Source organism: Corallincola holothuriorum, assembly GCF_003336225.1.
GTDB lineage: Bacteria > Pseudomonadota > Gammaproteobacteria > Enterobacterales > Neiellaceae > Corallincola > Corallincola holothuriorum.
In genome coordinates, this window is the sequence record NZ_QPID01000012.1 from 62,769 (window position 1) to 80,699 (window position 17,931).

Consider the following 17,931-nt stretch of genomic DNA (forward strand, 5'->3'; position numbering starts at 1 on the left):
CTACAGCACACTCTGGATAAGCAGGTGTGCCGTATCGGTGCTGGTATAATGGCGGATGGCCTGCTGATATTCAGCCGCACCCATCTCTTCCTGAGTCAGTTTTGCACCGTGAGTGATGAGTGTTTTCGCAACCTCCTCTTTAACCCCAAGCTGTAGCGCCTGTGCCAACACACTGTCACCGGCTTGATTAACCAAGTTCAAGTCAGCGCCGTGGCGGATTAAGATCGCCAACGACGCGGCACTGGGATTATGTTCTAACAGATACATTACGGGAGTTGCACCATAAGCATCGCGGTGATTAATCGCACAGTGACTGGCCAATAGATTCAACAGTGGCCGAGATTGGCTACCGATAGCATGAAACAGGGCAGTTTGCCGCTGATTGTCAATCACATCAGGTGAAGCTCCGCTGCGCAGCAAAATACCAACTAAGCTAACATCGTCCGCCTCTGTGGCGTACATCAATACCGTATAGCCATAACGATCTTTACGATCTAAAGAGACGCCATGTAGGCGTAATCGCTGCAGATCCCACTCAAACAGGCGGCCTTCATGATAAGCATGAAAAATCGCATCATCACCATAATAGTGGTCAACACGCTGACTGATTAGCGTCAATATGCAGCTCCAGACCAGTAGCGATAACACAATGAAACTGCCGGTACGAAACGGTTGCCACCAGCGCCGTTGTATTTTCCATATGCGAGTGCCCATCGGTTGCGCAAGGTTTAGCCGCAGCGTCACCAGCGATAACATGACAGCTAAGGCCACTAACATCAGTGTCGGCCAAAACAGTGGCACAATCACCTGATAACCAGCCAAAACAGAAACAATGATTGCTAACACAGGGTTTAACGCCGCATGCCACCATGCTCTGGGTTTGCTGGAGTTAACCAAAGTGCCGCCGAGGTATTGCTGCAGCAGCGCAAACAGCTGCTCGTGTTGTTCCTGGGTGAAGGTTTCCAAACGCGTTTGCTTGAGGTGATTGCTGCTGCCATGGGATATCTCGATGCCCAGATCTCCCTCGCGCTCTTTTAACTGCGCAATTTGTCGATAGCGCACCATACACGCACTATCGCCCAACCAGCGGAAAGCATCAGAAGAGGAGTAGAGTCGGTCAGGTTTGGAGCTGTTCTCAGGTTGAGCGCCATATACCAGCTCATTGGCAAAAAACAGACAGATCAAGCGACCGCTTGATCCTGATATTTCTATTTGTTGGCACGTCATCCCTACGTTTCGCCCCTAGGGCATCCCTTTTACATCCTTCAGAGGCAGGTATATTAGCATGAAATATAGCCAGGGCGAAAAATGCCCTGGCTAGTTGGTCCTTGTCGTAGAGAGGCCTCGGAACAAACTACTGCATAAAACGTGCAAACGGGTTCAGGAGGCGACTTAAACCGGAAGTAAAATGCAATGGTGCTTCAACCACCGCAAAACAGAGACAATCTTCGCCCATAGCGGTGCGTGGCGTGTGCTTATGCTGACCATCACAACGAATAAAATCACCCGCTTGATAATGCCCCTCTTCATCACTAAACGAACCATCCAACACCAGTGTCCACTCCACGCCCTTGTGGGTATGTTCAGGTATCTGACCATCGGCATCAATATGGATAAAGCTGGCACTGACATTCTCTTCCAGCGCCAATGACGAGCGCGATAATTTACCCATCTGTCGCCAACGTCCGGCCTGTGCGCTAAACCGTTGTAACGCCCGTGGCAAGTAAAATTCTTTGTCACCTAACAGTAATGGTGTCGGCGCGCTTTCCCAATTGGTCTCAATAGCAGCGGGGTCAGCACGGGTTATCTGGTCAAACATGGCGGCAAATTCAGGCATGGTCGTCAAATCTTGCTCTGCTACGGTCTCGTCGCTGACCTCTTTGAATTGCCATTGCTGCGCCAGTTCAGCTTCCGCCACATCAAGGGCACGCTGACAGTGAGGGCACATATCCACATGAGCGGAGACAGCCAAGGAGAGCGCTGGCGACAGATCGCCATCAGCAAATTGCTGCAACAACTGACTTGTTGGATGGTGATTAATTGGTTTCATTTGTCATGCACTCCCGTAACTTCTGTACAGCTAACCGCAGTCTTGATTTCACTGTGCCGAGGGGTATTTCTAACTCTTCGGCCACTTGCTGCTGCGGCTTGTCTTCAAGATATACCTTGCGCACCACCTCCATTTGGGTCTCGCTAAGTACATCATAAAATTTATCTATCTGTTTCTGCATCAGCAGGTGTTCAGGCAATAACCTATCGTCATCGGGCTCACGATCCGATAACACAGGCCAAAGATCTTCTGCACACACTTCATCGCCACGACTGCCTTTTTTACGCATCATGTCGTAACTCAAATTTCGCGCTATGGTAAATATCCAGGTGCTAGGTGCACCTTTTTCTGGATGATACAGGTGGGCTTTTTGCCATACATTGAGCAGGGTTTCCTGTACCAGCTCCATCGCTTGCGCTTCCTGGCCAAACTGCTTCATACCAAAGGCTTTCAAGCGTGGTGCAAAATAGGCGAATAAGCTGGCATAAGCACGCTTATCACGGTCGGTTGCCACACTAACTAACACCGGCCGCCAATCTGTTTTCTCTACCGCTTGTTTATTCAACGAGCCACTTCCAGCTTTAGCTACATAAGTGCTGTTAGTATAACGGCTGTTTTCACTGGGTCTAAGCGCGCTCATCTTAACTCCTATTTGTGACAGTTAAGCCAGTCATCAGAACCGGCTCAACTGCCACTGATAACGCTTTATCTATTCGGGAACAGCGATGCCATCGACATCAATCACGGTAAACCCGCTCATTCCGTCATCTATCGCTACTACCGTATATACGCCACCAAGGTCAGCTTGGATCATTACTGGGCCAATTGCCGCAGTTAACGTGTCTGCAACCGCGACAAACACATAACCACCAGTGTCCGCATTAACGCTCAGACTGGCTGTTTCCATGTAATCAAGATCTTCCACTAACAACGCATCACCGGCATCTAACGTCGCATCCGCACTGAGGTAGATATCTACCACGGGTGCCGCGGTCGCCGCATGGGCAAAGCGGATCATCGCTTCAGTCGCGATACTGCGTGGCATATCAACCAGCGGCCACAATGCCAACGGCTTCTCGTCAGAGCCATCACCGATTGCCAGTACCGAATAGCTATAACTGGCCATCAGGTCTACGTCAGCGGTTATCACTGGCATACTGTTGTCCGCGGCATCGCTCGCAGTCACATCGAGGGTATGCATGCCAGCAGCTAATGGTACGTAACCTGTGGTTGCCTGAAAGGCGAAATCATCCACCGCCAGCGCATCATCCACATACACATCCACCAACGGTGCTGCCGCAACGGTATGGATCACATTGACATCCGCACCTGTGTCTTTGTCATACACAATCGCCGCATCATTGCCCTCTTCATCGACGGTGCCATCCAACACTTCCAGTGCAACCAGTTTATCGCCAGCATCGGTGTTCTGAATTGCCGTGATAAACAGATCACTACCACCGGCCAAAGCCAAGGTTCCCGAGTCGTAGACCACCGTCAGATCATCTGCAGGGGTAATACGAATTTGGTAATCACCGGTTGGCACTGTCACTGGCGACATGGTGTACTCAGCAAAAGCCAAGGTAGTCAGTACCGTGTCAGCCGATAACGTGGCGTCAGGGGCGGTGACATGGATATCGACTTGCGGTGCATTGGGCGCGCCGTGCAGGATCTGCACCCGCACCTTATCGGCCGCTAACGCACGGGTAGGTGAAGCAACAATACTTGGCGCAAACGCCGTCGCTGTTTCCATACCCAGCTCAGCGGCATAACCGATAGCAGACACGTTGTAGGTGTAACCAGCCATCAGATCCAGCGAGGTTTCAGGCAATACCGTGGCGAGGAAATCGCCATCGGCATCTAGCGCGTCAATTTGCACGGTATGGGCACCGGCAGGCAGTTCAATCAAACCAGAAGCGACTTTGTAATCAACCCCTTCCAGCGCGACGGCACCATCCACTAATACATTGACGGCTGGCGCATCCGGTGACGCGTGGGATACGCGAACTAACGGATCGCCGGGGGCGATCATCAGGTCATCAAGACCAATCAAACCCACATCGATACCTTCGATAGCCACACCGGTTTCATTCATCGGATCAGTCACGGCCGCGGCGGTATAAACCTTGCCCGCCATCAGATCCAGCGCCAAAGGTCCTAATGCAATGGTGTCCATGTCACCGGTAGGGGTCACCATCAGGTAATACATGCCCGGTACCACTGAGATATTGCCAGAATCACCCAAGTAAGGGATGTCTGCCAGAACCGTGTCCTCAGCATCAATCATATCGTCGGCACTGAGATAGATATCGACATTACCGGCTTCTGGGCTGATATGCAGGACACGCAGTTTCGACTCAGTCGCTACGGCTCGATCATCAATCACGATGGGCCAAAGCGCCGGATTCACATCACCAGGGCCTTGCGGTATAGCAAAGACGTTATAACGGGAGCCGCCTGCCAGCATCACCCCTTCAGCAGAGATCGCCACATCCATGGTGCCGGTTAATGCAACATCAAAATCATAACTGGCGGCAGGCAGTTCAAGGTAGCCTTCCATCGGTGTGGTGCTAGGGAACATCAGGTTATAAAGCGGGCTACCCATCTCAGGTGCGGTACCGTTAACCCAAACATCAACCCCACCGACATTATTGATCGCATGGGTAATCCGGACTTCTGCCGCCAAATTGGCATCGGCAACCACGCCAGCATCATTGCCGTTTTCATCCGCAGTGCCATCCATCACCAGTAAATTGACGGGAGCAGCACCAGCACCGGTGTTCGAAGTGGCAGTGATAAACAGGTCACCTCCAGCAGACAGATCTAACGGGCCGGAGTCGTAAGCGACGACACTGGCATCATCAGGGTCGGTAAGACGCACGCGATAAACTGCAGGCGCCACCATCACCGGATCCATAGTGAAGTCACCGTAATCGAGCTCAGTCAGTTCGGTCGCATCGGACAATTCATCATCAGGTCCAGTCACATGCACACCCACCAAGCCAACATCCGGCGCACCATGCAGCACTTGCAAACGCAGCATGGTTTCATCGTAGATGCCGTCTCTGGGCACAATCACTGGTTGGAAGGTGGTGCTATCAAGCGCTGTCGGCTCTAGCAGACCCGCCGCGTAACCCACTGCGACGATGTTGTATTGCAGCAACGCGTCAACGCTGACATCACCTTGAAATACATCGACATTGCCGCCAGGGACAATTGCTTCAACACGAATGTCGTAAGTGCCTTCTGGTAAAGCTAAGAATGCGGAAGCCTGCTGGTAGCTGACATCTGCCAACACCTGAGCATCATCCACATATACGTTTACGTTAGGGGCGTCTGGAGAGGCATGTACGACTCGAACAAATGCTTCTCCATCTGGAACAATAATTTCTTCGTCATCATCGTCATCACTACAGCCGGAAATCAATGCTGACGAAATAAGTAGGGCTAATACAGATTTAGTAAGTTTCATTATATTTTTCTCCATCCTCACGCCGAGGTGAGAATGGTTACGGCGGCAAATTAAAATAAGATCAAAAAATATGCAGTTTACGAAGCGTTTTAACTCGTTGATGTGAAGGGTGTAATAGCGCCAAGCCAGACAGGATAAAGGGTTAAGCAGTTTTTAGTTGCACCGTATCGGTGAGAAACTTTAACGCTGACTGACAGTCACTCTGTTCCACCAATAACAATTTATCTTCTGCGGATAACGGCAATAGTTCCAGCCAGCGCTGGCAGATCCAACTGGCATCGTTAGCCATTGGTTGAGGATAGAGTTCCGCCAAATGATCATAGCGTCGATAAAGCTCACATAGGCCATCAAAGAGATGTTGGGAGGCGTTCGGCAGTTCGCAAGGACGCCAATTAGGCAAGCAGGTGACTTCACCACGTTTTAAACCGTCATCTTCCATAAACACCCGCTCCAAGCGAAAGCGTTCAACCCCCTCCACTGTGATCCCCAGCAGCCCATCAGCAGTTTGTTCAAAATCAACCACCTGCACCCGAGTACCGATCGGCAACATATTCACTAGGCTATTTGCGCTGCGTTTCTTCAACATGCAGACACCAAAACCAACATCACTCTGGCATGCCTCTTTTACCAGCCGAATGTAACGGGACTCAAATATCCGCAACTGCATCTTTCCGCCAGGCAACACATGCGCACTAAGGGGAAAGAGCGGGAGAGTGTCTTTAACGACAGTCATAACGCCTCATCTGGATGCCGTTGATTAGGCATCATCTACCACTATTACTTGTTGCTTATACGGTAGGAAACAGCGATCTGATCGGCATACGCAAAGAATGTTTTAATCTAACGAGTCTCGGTAAGCAGTCCTATCCGTCACGGGAGCGGACAAATTCATCTAGCGGTTGCACGGTAAGCCGCTTACCGCCGCCCAACAGATAACTGCTAAGTAACTTATATCGGTCCAGTTCAAATTCAGTACTGCCAGCATCCAAGCACGCCTGCAGATCAGTGGGTTGCAACGCTTCTGCTGAATCACAGCTTTGCAGTAACACCCAATGATCAATCAGATGAAAGCTACGCAGATCACTGAAGCTGTCTTCCTCAATCAGCACCATCGGCTGCTGCCACGGCCATTGAGTCAGTTTCATGCTGTTTAATGCCAAGCCCAGGCGCAGGTTCCACAACTCGGCGGACTCTTGGCCGCAACAGGGGCCTTGGCACTCGCCCAGTTGATAGCCAAAACAGGCACCGTCTCCAGCTTCTAGCTGCAGCAGCCGCAAACAGAGACGATGGGATGTGGCAAGTCCGGTCAGCGCTTTATTCGCCTGATTTTTACTGCGAAAAGTGCCGAAGTAGTCAGCTAAGCAGAGTGGGTCTATCTGCTCGGTGAAGACGATCCTGTGGTAACCACGTTCATCACTCTGTAATTGCAGACTGACCACTTTTTTAACCGGCTTTAGCTGTCGATTAAAAAAGGGGCGATGTTGTTTTATTTCGTGCAGCTCCTGCAGTAGCGCCGTTAACTCGCCCGCCGTTTGTGTCCATTCGATATGCCGCACCCGATCTGTCATCTGGTGTCCTTTACTGGTGCTGTGATGGCCGCTGAAATGGCTACTCACCCGCTGGTAGAGATTAACGCTCTTACCAACGTAGATAAGTGCCCCGTCATCATCAAAAAAGCGATAGACACCCGGGGCGGCAGGCAGTTGGTCAAACAGATCCGGCGCTAACCCCGGTGGTAGGCTTGGTCTTTGGGTAAGAATAGCCACCTGCTGCGCCACTTTGTCACAGCCAAGTTCGCTCTGCGCATGACGATAAAAAGCCAACATGGCATCGACATCGCCCATCGCCCGATGGCGAGTCACCTGCGGCAACTGATGGCGCTGGATAATAATATCCAGATTGTGCTTGTTGTGTTGTGGATAGAGGGCTCGGGACAATTTAACCGTACACAGTGCGGTAGCTTGCCAAGGCCGCTTTAAGCGGCGAAATTCATTTTTCAGAAAGCCATAATCAAATCTGGAATTGTGGGCAACAAACAGCGCGTCATCAGTCAGCTCCGCGACTTTATCTGCCACGGTGGCAAACAGCGGTGCATCCCGCAGCATCTGGTCACTAATGCCGGTATAGCGAACGATAAACGGGGACAATGGCTGCTCAGGATCGACCAGGCTAGACCAGCGCTCAACCTCCTGACCATCTTCCGTCACCACAATGGCCACTTCGATAATCCGATCACGGGTGGCAACACCGCCAGTAGTTTCCAAATCAACAAACGCCATGCGCATTGAATTTATTTCCCCGTAGTGCCGCAATATCATGGTTTTTTGCAAAGATAATCGACATTATACGTCGAGAAGATCAGATGCGGTTTGTCTGTCACCCATACAAACCATTACAATGCCCTCTTTGCTCGCTACCAGTCTCAGTCAACAGGTCCAGAATGAAAGCCCATATCGAACAGTTGCTATCGCAAACCGTTGAAATCCTTAAGTCTGAACAGGTCATCCCTGCAGAGGTCACTCCCAGGATCCAGGTTGACCGTGCCCGCGATAAAAGCCACGGCGATCTGGCAACCAACTTAGCAATGATGCTGGCAAAGCCTGCCAAGATGAATCCTCGGCAATTAGCAGAACAAATAATTGCCAAGCTGCCCGCCTCTGAGCGGGTTGCCAAAGTGGAGATCGCCGGCCCGGGCTTTATCAATTTCTTCCTCGATAGTGGTTTCCTTGGCAAGCAGATCACTGAAATTGTTGCTGACCCGCGGGCGAACGTCGCCACAGTCGACTCACCACAGACAATTGTGGTGGATTACTCTGCCCCCAATGTCGCGAAAGAGATGCATGTCGGCCATATCCGCTCGACCATTATTGGTGACGCGTTGGTGCGGACATTGGAGTTTCTTGGACACAAGGTGATCCGCGCCAACCATATTGGCGACTGGGGCACCCAGTTCGGCATGTTAATCACCCACCTGGAATCATTGCAGAGCGAGCAGCCCGACGCCGTCAACTCGGAACTCAGTGATCTGGAGAAGTTCTACCGTGAGTCCAAGCAGCGTTATGACGCTGATGAAGTGTTTGCCGAGAAAGCCCGTAATTACGTGGTCAAACTGCAAAGCGGTGACGCTTGGTGCCGTGAGATGTGGCAGAAACTGGTGGACATCACCCTCGAGCAAAACCAAAAAAATTACGACCGTTTGAATGTCTCACTCAACAGCAGCCACACCATGGGCGAAAGCCTGTACAACCCGATGCTGAAAGAGATCGTTGATGATCTAAAAGCCAAAGGGCTGGCGGTTGAGGATGACGGTGCCGTCGTGGTGTTCCTCGACGAGTATAAGAACAAAGATGGTGACCCGATGGGGGTGATCATTCAAAAGCGCGATGGCGGCTACCTTTACACCACCACAGATATCGCTTGCGCCAAGTATCGTCATGAACAGTTACATGCTGATCGCGTGCTCTACTTCATCGATTCGCGACAAGCAATGCATCTGCAGCAAGCTTGGACTATCGTCCGCAAAGCCGGCTATATCCCCGCCGAGATGAGCCTAGAGCACCACGCTTTCGGCATGATGCTGGGCAAAGATGGTAAGCCATTTAAAACCCGCTCAGGTGGCACAGTTAAGCTTTCTGATCTTCTGGACGAAGCACAGCAACGCGCCATCGATCTGGTACGCAGTAAAAACCCGGACTTGGCCGCAGATGAACTGGCAAGTATTGCCGACGCAGTGGGTATTGGCGCGGTGAAATATGCTGATCTGTCAAAGAATCGTACCACTGATTACATCTTTGATTGGGACAACATGCTGGCGTTTGAAGGCAATACTGCGCCTTATCTGCAGTACGCATATACGCGTATTCAGTCAATTTTCCGGAAAGCTGGAGTCGACCCGACCCAGCTCAGCGGTGAAGTCTCTCTAGCGCAAGCTGCGGAAGAGAACCTGGCGCAAAAGCTGGTGCAGTTTAATGACATCATTCAAAGCGTCGCGACAAAAGGCACACCACATCTGTTATGCGGCTACCTGTTCGAACTGGCAGGCAACTTCATGACGTTCTACGAAGCTTGTCCGGTAAACAAAGATGATGTCGCTGCCGACGTGAAACAAAGTCGCTTACAATTGTGCGCTGCCACAGCCAAAACACTTAAGTTAGGCTTAGACACGCTGGGAATTAAGACACTGGAGAAGATGTAAACCGTGCCAAGGGATTACGCCCACCGCAGTAAGCCAAAGCCCCGCCGCGCTGCAACCAAATCAACGGGGCGCAGCGCTAAAAAGGCTCCGGCGCCGGTAAAGAAACCACCCTATTTCGCCATGGTGATCGCCGTGGCGCTGGTAGGTGCGTTTGGCTACCTGCTGATGCAGCTCAATGGGACAGCGGAAACGCAACCCGCACCGGTGGCAGAAACCACCAAACCCAAGGTCACCACACGTCCGCAAAGCCAGCTGAAGGAAACGCCACTGCCACCGCCGCCAGCGGAGGATTGGCAGTACATCGAAGAGCTGGAAAACAAAGAGGTGGTGGTTGATGTACCACCGCCAGAGCCCAGCCAAGGGCCCTATCAGATGCAGTGCGCTTCGTTCCGTAGTTCAGCACAAGCGGAATCGATGAAGGCAAAAATTGCCTTTCAGGGCAAAGAAGCAATGGTACGAAGGGCGGAAGGCAAAAGTGGCACCTGGTACAAGGTGGTGCTCGGCCCCTACGAGCAGAAACGTAGCGCCGAAAAAGATCGCCATATCCTCGCCCGTAGCGGTATCAAGACCTGCAAGATCTGGAAATGGCAGGGTTGAGTTCCTGAGCTTGCGTCCCCACATCCTTTTCTATGTGTGAAAGGTGGCTGCTTCCAGCCACCTAAACCAAAGGAAAGATTTGTGACCACTATTGTTTCAGTTCGCCGTAATGGCAAAGTCGTCATCGCCGGTGACGGTCAGGTTTCCCTCGGTAATACCGTGATGAAAGGTAACGCCCGTAAAGTGCGTCGCCTGTATAACAATCGTGTGATCGGTGGCTTCGCTGGCGGTACCGCCGACGCATTTACTCTGTTCGAACGCTTTGAAGCCAAGCTAGAGATGCATCAAGGCCACCTGCAAAAAGCCGCCGTAGAGCTCGCCAAAGACTGGCGCTCCGATCGAGCGCTACGCCGCTTAGAAGCGCTGTTAGCCGTTGCAGATCATGAGAGCTCACTGATCATTACCGGTAATGGTGATGTCGTGCAGCCAGAACATGATCTGATCGCCATCGGCTCTGGTGGACCATTCGCCCAAGCCGCCGCATTAGCTCTGTTGGAAAATACCGAGCTGGAAGCAAAAGAGATCGCAGAAAAAGCCCTGACGATTGCAGGCGACATCTGCGTCTTTACCAACAGCTTCCATACCATCGAAGAAATTGACAGTAACAACGCATAAGCAAGTACCCGCGTTGCAGACAGGATCAGAACATGTCCCAAATGACCCCGAGAGAAATTGTCCACGAATTAGACCGGCATATTATCGGTCAGGACGACGCTAAACGCGCCGTCGCCATTGCCCTGCGTAATCGCTGGCGCCGGATGCAGTTGGAGCCAGAGTTACGCCAGGAAGTCACGCCCAAAAATATCCTGATGATCGGCCCGACCGGTGTCGGCAAAACCGAGATCGCCCGTCGTTTAGCTAAATTGGCTAATGCCCCATTTATTAAGATCGAAGCCACCAAATTCACCGAGGTGGGTTATGTAGGTAAAGAGGTTGATAGCATTATCCGTGACCTCACCGACATGGCAATGAAGATGGTGCGCGAGCAGGAGACCGAACGCTTCAAGTACCGGGCAGAAGAGTTGGCAGAAGAGCGCATTTTGGATGCCTTGCTGCCACCACCACGCAACCAGTTTGGTGAGCCAGAAGCAACCTCAGATAGCAATACCCGTCAGGTGTTTCGGAAAAAGTTACGGGAAGGTCAACTCAACGATAAAGAGATCGAGATTGAGATCGCACAGCCACAAGTCGGCGTAGAGATCATGGCACCACCCGGCATGGAAGAGATGACCAACCAGCTACAAGGGATGTTTCAAAATATCGCTGGACGCGGCACCGAAGGTAAATCACGTAAACTAAAAGTATCAGAAGCACTAAAATTGGCGACCGAAGAGGAAGCAGCCAAGCTGATTAACCCTGAAGAGCTTAAAGAAAAAGCGCTGGAATCAGTAGAACAGCATGGCATCGTGTTCATTGATGAGATCGACAAGGTCTGCAAACGTGCCGACACATCAGGCCCCGATGTCAGCCGAGAAGGCGTACAGCGTGATCTCCTGCCATTGGTGGAAGGCTGCACGGTCAATACCAAGCATGGCATGGTGAAGACTGACCATATCCTGTTTGTTGCCTCCGGCGCATTCCAGATGGCTAAGCCATCAGATCTGATCCCAGAACTGCAGGGGCGCCTACCGATCCGTGTTGAGCTAGGTGCACTTAGCAGCGACGATTTTGTACGCATCTTAACTGAGCCCAAAGCATCACTGACAGAGCAATATCGAGCACTGATGGCTACCGAAGGTGTATCAGTTGAGTTCACTGACGATGGCATCAAAAAGATCGCCGACGCCGCCTGGCAGGTCAACGAAACAACAGAAAACATCGGTGCCCGACGTCTGCATACCGTGATGGAACGCTTAATGGAGGAGGTCTCTTTTGACGCCTCCGATAAACAAGGCGAGTCACTACTGATCGATGGCCAATATGTCACCGACCATCTGGATGCACTGGTCGAAGATGAAGATTTAAGTCGCTTCATCCTCTAATGGCCGGACCGCAACTCACAGGCATTACGCTAAATCGCGCTGAACGGCTCCTGACAGTGCGTTTTGATGACGGGGAAGCCTATGCCATTCCCTGTGAGTTGCTGCGCGTCTCCAGCCCCTCTGCTGAAGTTCACGGTCATGGTAAACCGGTCTTAGTCAGCCATAAGCGCGAGGTCAATATCAAGGCAATTGAAAGGGTAGGCAACTACGCCGTCAAACTGATATTTGACGATGGCCATGATACCGGCATCTACCCCTGGCAACTGCTGTATATTCTCGGGCGGGATCAAAGCAAAATCTGGCAAGATTATCTGCAACGCTTAGCTGCGCAGAAAGGCAGTAGAGAGCCGCTAATACCGGTGCAAGTGAAGTTTTCAGACTAAACAACACCCTTCAACCAGCCGGAACTCAGGCATTAAAAAAGGCAGCGAACGCTGCCTTTTTTATTTCCCGCAAGGGGAATTAGCCGTTTACGCTGTCTTTCAGTGCTTTACCAGCAGTGAATGCAGGAACGTTAGCCGCAGCGATCTGGATCTCTGCACCCGTCTGAGGGTTACGACCAGTGCGCGCAGCACGGTGAGAGATCTTAAATGTGCCGAAGCCTACCAGCTGTACTGGGTCGCCTTCTTTCAGGCTTTGCGTCACTGATGCCAGCAGCACATCCAGTGCATCTTTTGCTTTAGCTTTGCTCAGATCTGCGCCTTCGGCAATCTTGTCGATCAGCTCGGTTTTGTTCATTGGAAAGTATCCTCGTTGTTATTAGTAATCTGACGTTTTCGCCAACTCTCTGGGAATTAATGAAGCAAAAGCGGCTTGGAAGCAAGCCGCATTGTATTTATTTACCTGATATTGGAAAAAAGATCACGAAAATTCCCCGCATCACGGGGCTTTCAGCGCATTTTTTAGACTTTGAACTCAGAAATAGCCGAGCTTAAATGAGCAGCCTGCTCTGCCACCTGTCCGGTTGCTTTTGCGTTGTGTTCACTGGCTTCCGCTGATTGAGCAGCAATATCACGAATGTTGGTCACATTGCGGTTCACTTCCGCCGCCACATGGCTCTGCTCTTCAATTGCTGTCGCTATCTGCGTACTCATATCCATAATATGAGTCACATCAGAAGTGATCTGACTCAACAGATCACCAGCGGCTGCCGCCTGCTCTGCACTGCCCATCCCCTCTTCTCGACACGTCGTCATCAATTGCACGATATCAACGGTACGAGCCTGCAGGTTATCAATGATATTAGCGATCTCTTGGGTCGACTCCTGGGTACGCATGGCCAAATTGCGCACTTCATCTGCAACAACCGCAAAACCACGTCCCTGTTCACCGGCACGAGCGGCTTCAATCGCGGCATTCAACGCCAATAAATTGGTTTGTTCTGCGATACCACGGATCACATCAAGCACTGAACCGATAGTCACGCTGTCATTCTCTAACTGTGAAACCACTTCGGAGCTTTGCACCAAACGCTCTGACAAACTACGGATGCGATCCACCGTCATGTCCACTTCCGACTTACCCGCTTCAGCATTACGGTTAGTCTCTTCGGCATTATTGGCGGCCATTTCAGTGTTCTTGGCAATCTCCTCAATGGTGGCTCCCATCTCGGTCGCTGCGGTAGCCACCATGTCAGTTTCAGACAGCTGGCTTTGCATACCATCAAGCGTATGTTCTGAGTTGGACGACAGTTCTTCAGTGGCACTATTAAGCGAATTAACCGCATCCGTGACCTCGACGATCAAAGCGCGGAAGTTATCCATCATATGATTGAAGTTCTCGCTAACCTGCCCCAGTTCATTGTCTTCATTCACTTCCACTCGCAACGTTAAGTCGTTTGTTTCAGCGACCCGTCGCGTCATTACGCGTAACGCCTGAACGGGACGATTAATGGCACGAGAGATCTGAATGTTCAGTACCAACAGTAAGATGATCACCACCACCGCGAAAATAGTTAATATGGTATTGATACTGGCTTCTTTAGTGGTAATTTCTTCGTCAATATGCAGTTCGACAGCGGCAAGCAGCTCTTCACTTTGATGGATCACTGCACGCAACTCACCTCTTATGCCACTGTTTTGATCCAGCCCTATTTTCTGCGCACCAGCAGCAAACAGCTCAAATTGGCTTTGATAATTACCTAACAGCGCTGTTAATTGGGATTTCGTGCCAGAGGCCAATTTACTGCCTTTGACATCGTTCAACAGTGACTGCATATTTTTACTAAATTTATCCAGATATTTAGCATCACTGCGCAACATAAAATCTTTTTCATTGCGGCGTAGCTGCAACATACCGGCCGCCAACTGATAATTCTTTTGAGCGTACAACAGCTTCTCAACATCATGCACCGCGCTTCGCAGAGCACCATTTAGTCCAGACTTATGATCCAAACCAATAACCCGCTGTTCGGCGATCAGCTGCTTGAATAGTTGATGATATTGGTCGATCACCGCTTTCAAGCGGTTTTCCTCTTCGACGATGGTTTCATTGTCCAAACGGGTCTGCAACAAAGCCAACGTCTGCTGAAAAGTAGCGACCTCTTCAGTAAATTTGCCTTCATATTTGTCCAGCTTACGTGCCAGAAAGTCTTTTTCATGGCGCCGTAACATCAACATAGAGCTGTTAAGCTTTTCCGTTTCCAGTGATGCCCGATGTAAGTCTCCAACACTGCTCATCCCCAACGCGCTAGCGACAGCCAACACAACAAGTGCGACAAGGCTTATCACCGTATTCAATTTTAGCTTTTGGCTTATCAACATCGCTCAACAAACTCCATCTATACCAGGGGCTGATCAATTCTATCGGCACCATTGGTTAATGGTTTAGCCGACAAAGAAAGATAAGCCAAAGTCTAGGCAGAAAATCTTGGTCATGCCTCATCTCTCTTTAAAGATCAGCAGCTTTAGTCACAGGATCGATGAGTTATGTCTATAAATAAGAGATAGCTCTCGTTACAAGGCTCTCACTATGGCTGCACCTTCATTGGCAGAAAATTTTGATCGTTACTTTGGCATCCGTTATGCGAAGAACCCGGCGCTGAAAAATTTTGCCTATCGCATCCGCCATCAGGTCTATGCGCAGGAACTGGGCTGGGAAGCCCCCAATCAAGATGAAATAGAGACAGATAGCTGTGATCCCTATGCTCACGTTTGCCTACTGGAGCATAAAACCAGCGGCCAGTATGCAGGAACTATCCGCCTAGTTATTCCCCCGGCCCATGCTGCCAATCAACCGCTACCCTTTGAGCAGCATTGCCTGCAAAGTTGTTGGCGCAGTGTGATCGATCCGGAAAGTTTGGAGCGGGGCACATTCGGCGAAATATCCAGACTGGCTGTGCCTGACACCTTCCGCCGTCGGCAAGATGAAAAGGGTAAGCCGTTTGTCCTCGGTGAGAGCTCCACAGCACGGGCATTTACCGAAGAGGAGCGGCGAAACTTTCCCAACATCGCCATCGGCCTCTACTTGGCCGCCATCGCCATGGTGGATATATGCCATCATCAGCATGTATTTGTGATGATGGAGCCACGTCTGCAGAGGCACCTAATGCGCTTTGGCCTGCCTTTTGAACAATCTGGTGAGGCGATGGAATACCACGGTACCCGTGCGCTTTATATGCTGCCGAAAGCCAAACTCACCCGCTATCTATCAGACGATATCCAAGAACTCTACGATCTGATCAAAGCGCAATTAGACCAGCAGCTCACACTGATCCCATTTTGTCCGACAATGCAATGAGCGAATTTAACTACGCTGAAGCGTTTTCCCGCAATATTGGCTGGCTGACGAACGATGAACAGCAGCGCCTGCGACACAGCCGCATCGCCATTGCCGGGATGGGCGGCGTCGGCGGAGCACATCTACTTACCTTGGTGCGGCTGGGCTGTCAGCATTTTCATATCGCCGACCTCGACCAGTTTGAACAAGCCAATTTCAATCGTCAGGCAGGAGCCAGGTTAGATACCTTGCAGCAACAGAAAGCGGCAACCCTTGCCGACATGGCGAGGCAGATAAACCCTGAGGTGGAGATCCGTCTGTTCGAACAGGGGGTGAACAAAGATAACCTGGAGCCCTTTCTTGCCGACATCGATCTCTATATGGATGGCCTGGACTTCTTCGTGTTACCCGTGCGCCGACTGGTTTTTGCCAGATGCCGAGAGCTCGGCATTCCGGCTGTCACGGCCGCGCCACTAGGCATGGGCGCGGCATTATTAAGCTTTCTGCCAGACAGTATGCCTTTTGATGATTACTTCGGCCTTAATGATCAATCGATGCTCGAGCAATACCTGCGCTTCTATGTTGGTTTAGCACCAAAAGCTGCGCATCGGGATTACTTGGTGCTACCAGAGAAGATTGATTTGGCGAATAAAAAGGGGCCGTCGACCATCATGGGCTGCGAAATGTGTGCAGGCGTAGCTGCGACTCAAGCGCTGAAATTGCTACTGAGACGCGGCGCAGTCAAGCCTGCGCCTTGGAGCTTTCAGTACGATGCCTACTGCAACCGTCTGGCTAGCAGCTGGCGGCCGGGTGGCTATAAGCACCCTTTACAACGGCTATTGCTATGGCTGGCACGCCGCCATTTAAGAAAACAGGGTGCCGACATTTAACTCATAGTTCGCATTGATACAGCTGTAAAACGCCTTCAAGGCGCTCATTTTCAACCACCAACAACACGGTAATATTTAACTCATGCATAGTATCGGCGGCCTCCTGCAGCCTAGCGGATGGCGATATTACCCTTGGCCCCACGGTCATCACATCGGCTGCTGTTTGACGCAAAAAACTGTCTTCATATTTTTCTATCGCCCGACGAATATCACCATCAGTGATGATCCCTCGTAACTCGTCGCCATCCATCACGATCGCGACACCCAAACGCCCCTCTGTCGCCACCTGAATAACCTCTTTGGTGGAGGCAGTAGGCGCCAATATTGGCAGTTGCTCGCCACGCATCACATCTCGCACTCGAGTCAATAAGCGACGCCCCAAACTGCCCCCGGGATGAAAACGCGCGAAGTCAGATGGTTGAAAATCTCTGGCGACCATTAAGGCCATGGCTACCGCATCTCCCATCGCCGCCGTAGCTGTCGTTGAAGAGGTTGGCGCCAAACGCAGCGGACACGCTTCCTCTGCTACTGCAATCGACAGATGAAAATCCGCGTTGCGCGCCAAGGTGGAATCAAGGTTACCCGTCATCGCAATCAGGGTGTTCTTATTCGCTTGCATAAACGGGATCAAGCCGATCAGCTCTTCACTCTCTCCAGAGTTGGAGATCGCCAATAAAATATCGTCTTTACCGACCATTCCGAGGTCGCCATGCCAAGCCTCCGCTGGGTGCAAAAAGAAGCTGGGAGTCCCTGTACTGGCCAGTGTGGCTGCGATCTTCTTCCCTATCAGGCCCGATTTTCCCATGCCAGTGACGACCAACTTACCTTGACTGGCAAGGATAGTGTCTATCGCTAGGTCAAAACTCGCATCCAGTTGTTGCTTTAGATCGGAAATGGCATTGGCTTCCAGTTCAAATACTCGCAATGCCTGTTGGGTATGATTCATATGCTTGTCTTAAAGAGTAAAATGAATAGCTTGGCACAAGCTACGCTGATGCTCCAGCGGTGACAAGCAACCGGATCAAAGC

At 51.1% G+C, this 17,931-nt stretch carries 16 protein-coding genes; 7 read left to right on the forward strand and 9 right to left on the reverse strand.

Annotated features, from left to right (window positions below; all coding sequences use genetic code 11):
• From DU002_RS16935 to DU002_RS16960, 6 genes are all read right to left on the reverse strand, one after another.
• A complete protein-coding gene (locus tag DU002_RS16935; RefSeq protein WP_114339633.1) occupies window positions 1-1,227 on the reverse strand; it encodes an ankyrin repeat domain-containing protein in 1,227 nt (408 codons plus the stop codon).
• 127 nt (window positions 1,228-1,354) lie between these two features.
• A complete protein-coding gene (locus DU002_RS16940; RefSeq protein ID WP_114339634.1) occupies window positions 1,355-2,050 on the reverse strand; it encodes a ChrR family anti-sigma-E factor in 696 nt (231 codons plus the stop codon).
• Window positions 2,037-2,690: a sigma-70 family RNA polymerase sigma factor gene (locus DU002_RS16945; protein ID WP_114339635.1), complete on the reverse strand. Its 654-nt coding sequence runs from the start codon at window positions 2,688-2,690 to the stop codon at window positions 2,037-2,039. Before DU002_RS16945 ends, DU002_RS16940 begins: the two co-directional genes overlap by 14 nt.
• 69 nt (window positions 2,691-2,759) lie before the next feature.
• The gene (locus tag DU002_RS16950; protein WP_158538118.1) at window positions 2,760-5,522 is read right to left on the reverse strand and encodes a DUF4397 domain-containing protein; all 2,763 of its coding nucleotides are present in this window, start codon (window positions 5,520-5,522) and stop codon (window positions 2,760-2,762) included.
• A gap of 142 nt (window positions 5,523-5,664) precedes the next feature.
• Window positions 5,665-6,255 (reverse strand): LON peptidase substrate-binding domain-containing protein, encoded by a 591-nt coding sequence (locus DU002_RS16955; protein WP_114339637.1) that lies wholly within the window; start codon window positions 6,253-6,255, stop codon window positions 5,665-5,667.
• A gap of 130 nt (window positions 6,256-6,385) precedes the next feature.
• Complete coding sequence (locus DU002_RS16960; RefSeq protein ID WP_158538120.1) at window positions 6,386-7,807, reverse strand: exonuclease domain-containing protein; 1,422 nt, start codon at window positions 7,805-7,807, stop codon at window positions 6,386-6,388.
• A gap of 155 nt (window positions 7,808-7,962) precedes the next feature.
• Here DU002_RS16960 and argS point away from each other — a divergent pair, with 155 nt between their 5' ends.
• The 5 genes from argS (at window position 7,963) to DU002_RS16985 (ending at window position 12,679) form a co-directional block, all read left to right on the forward strand.
• Window positions 7,963-9,717 carry an arginine--tRNA ligase gene (argS, locus tag DU002_RS16965; RefSeq protein WP_114339639.1) on the forward strand — a complete coding sequence of 585 codons (1,755 nt, stop codon included), beginning with the start codon at window positions 7,963-7,965 and terminating at the stop codon, window positions 9,715-9,717.
• A gap of 3 nt (window positions 9,718-9,720) precedes the next feature.
• A complete protein-coding gene (locus DU002_RS16970) occupies window positions 9,721-10,314 on the forward strand; it encodes an SPOR domain-containing protein (RefSeq protein WP_114339640.1) in 594 nt (197 codons plus the stop codon).
• Window positions 10,315-10,395: 81 nt separating this feature from the next.
• Window positions 10,396-10,929 carry an ATP-dependent protease subunit HslV gene (gene hslV / locus DU002_RS16975; protein ID WP_114339641.1) on the forward strand — a complete coding sequence of 178 codons (534 nt, stop codon included), beginning with the start codon at window positions 10,396-10,398 and terminating at the stop codon, window positions 10,927-10,929.
• A 32-nt stretch (window positions 10,930-10,961) separates the two neighbouring features.
• Complete coding sequence (gene hslU / locus DU002_RS16980) at window positions 10,962-12,296, forward strand: HslU--HslV peptidase ATPase subunit (RefSeq protein ID WP_114339642.1); 1,335 nt, start codon at window positions 10,962-10,964, stop codon at window positions 12,294-12,296.
• Window positions 12,296-12,679, forward strand: coding sequence for a gamma-butyrobetaine hydroxylase-like domain-containing protein (locus DU002_RS16985; protein WP_114339643.1), 384 nt, complete (start codon window positions 12,296-12,298; stop codon window positions 12,677-12,679). Before hslU ends, DU002_RS16985 begins: the two co-directional genes overlap by 1 nt.
• Window positions 12,680-12,758: 79 nt before the next feature.
• On the opposite strand, the gene DU002_RS16990 is transcribed toward DU002_RS16985, so the two are convergent.
• Together DU002_RS16990 and DU002_RS16995 are read right to left on the reverse strand one after the other, a co-directional pair.
• Window positions 12,759-13,034 carry an HU family DNA-binding protein gene (locus DU002_RS16990; protein WP_114339644.1) on the reverse strand — a complete coding sequence of 92 codons (276 nt, stop codon included), beginning with the start codon at window positions 13,032-13,034 and terminating at the stop codon, window positions 12,759-12,761.
• A gap of 164 nt (window positions 13,035-13,198) precedes the next feature.
• The gene (locus DU002_RS16995) at window positions 13,199-15,058 is read right to left on the reverse strand and encodes a methyl-accepting chemotaxis protein (protein ID WP_114339645.1); all 1,860 of its coding nucleotides are present in this window, start codon (window positions 15,056-15,058) and stop codon (window positions 13,199-13,201) included.
• Between the two features lie 208 nt (window positions 15,059-15,266).
• On the opposite strand from DU002_RS16995, the gene DU002_RS17000 reads away from it, so the two are divergent.
• Together DU002_RS17000 and DU002_RS17005 are read left to right on the forward strand one after the other, a co-directional pair.
• Window positions 15,267-16,034, forward strand: a complete 768-nt coding sequence (locus DU002_RS17000; RefSeq protein ID WP_114339646.1) for a PEP-CTERM/exosortase system-associated acyltransferase — start codon at window positions 15,267-15,269, stop codon at window positions 16,032-16,034.
• Window positions 16,031-16,903: a ThiF family adenylyltransferase gene (locus DU002_RS17005; protein WP_114339647.1), complete on the forward strand. Its 873-nt coding sequence runs from the start codon at window positions 16,031-16,033 to the stop codon at window positions 16,901-16,903. The genes DU002_RS17000 and DU002_RS17005 overlap by 4 nt, the downstream gene beginning before the upstream one ends.
• A 1-nt stretch (window position 16,904) precedes the next feature.
• Here DU002_RS17005 and DU002_RS17010 read toward each other — a convergent pair whose 3' ends face one another.
• Window positions 16,905-17,849, reverse strand: coding sequence for a KpsF/GutQ family sugar-phosphate isomerase (locus DU002_RS17010; protein ID WP_114339648.1), 945 nt, complete (start codon window positions 17,847-17,849; stop codon window positions 16,905-16,907).
• Between the last annotated feature and the right edge of the window lie 82 nt (window positions 17,850-17,931).

What these genes read in the sequence shown, in the direction of transcription:
- DU002_RS16945 (WP_114339635.1), bottom strand. Translation starts at nt 2,690, where the DNA reads ATGAGCGCGCTTAGACCCAGTGAAAACAGCCGTTATACTAACAGCACT.
- DU002_RS16960 (WP_158538120.1), bottom strand. Translation starts at nt 7,807, where the DNA reads ATGCGCATGGCGTTTGTTGATTTGGAAACTACTGGCGGTGTTGCCACC.
- DU002_RS16990 (WP_114339644.1), bottom strand. Translation starts at nt 13,034, where the DNA reads ATGAACAAAACCGAGCTGATCGACAAGATTGCCGAAGGCGCAGATCTG.
- hslU (WP_114339642.1), top strand. Translation starts at nt 10,962, where the DNA reads ATGTCCCAAATGACCCCGAGAGAAATTGTCCACGAATTAGACCGGCAT.
- DU002_RS17005 (WP_114339647.1), top strand. Translation starts at nt 16,031, where the DNA reads ATGAGCGAATTTAACTACGCTGAAGCGTTTTCCCGCAATATTGGCTGG.
- DU002_RS16950 (WP_158538118.1), bottom strand. Translation starts at nt 5,522, where the DNA reads ATGAAACTTACTAAATCTGTATTAGCCCTACTTATTTCGTCAGCATTG.
- argS (WP_114339639.1), top strand. Translation starts at nt 7,963, where the DNA reads ATGAAAGCCCATATCGAACAGTTGCTATCGCAAACCGTTGAAATCCTT.
- DU002_RS17000 (WP_114339646.1), top strand. Translation starts at nt 15,267, where the DNA reads ATGGCTGCACCTTCATTGGCAGAAAATTTTGATCGTTACTTTGGCATC.
- DU002_RS16955 (WP_114339637.1), bottom strand. Translation starts at nt 6,255, where the DNA reads ATGACTGTCGTTAAAGACACTCTCCCGCTCTTTCCCCTTAGTGCGCAT.
- DU002_RS16935 (WP_114339633.1), bottom strand. Translation starts at nt 1,227, where the DNA reads ATGACGTGCCAACAAATAGAAATATCAGGATCAAGCGGTCGCTTGATC.
- DU002_RS16995 (WP_114339645.1), bottom strand. Translation starts at nt 15,058, where the DNA reads ATGTTGATAAGCCAAAAGCTAAAATTGAATACGGTGATAAGCCTTGTC.
- DU002_RS16940 (WP_114339634.1), bottom strand. Translation starts at nt 2,050, where the DNA reads ATGAAACCAATTAATCACCATCCAACAAGTCAGTTGTTGCAGCAATTT.
- DU002_RS17010 (WP_114339648.1), bottom strand. Translation starts at nt 17,849, where the DNA reads ATGAATCATACCCAACAGGCATTGCGAGTATTTGAACTGGAAGCCAAT.
- DU002_RS16985 (WP_114339643.1), top strand. Translation starts at nt 12,296, where the DNA reads ATGGCCGGACCGCAACTCACAGGCATTACGCTAAATCGCGCTGAACGG.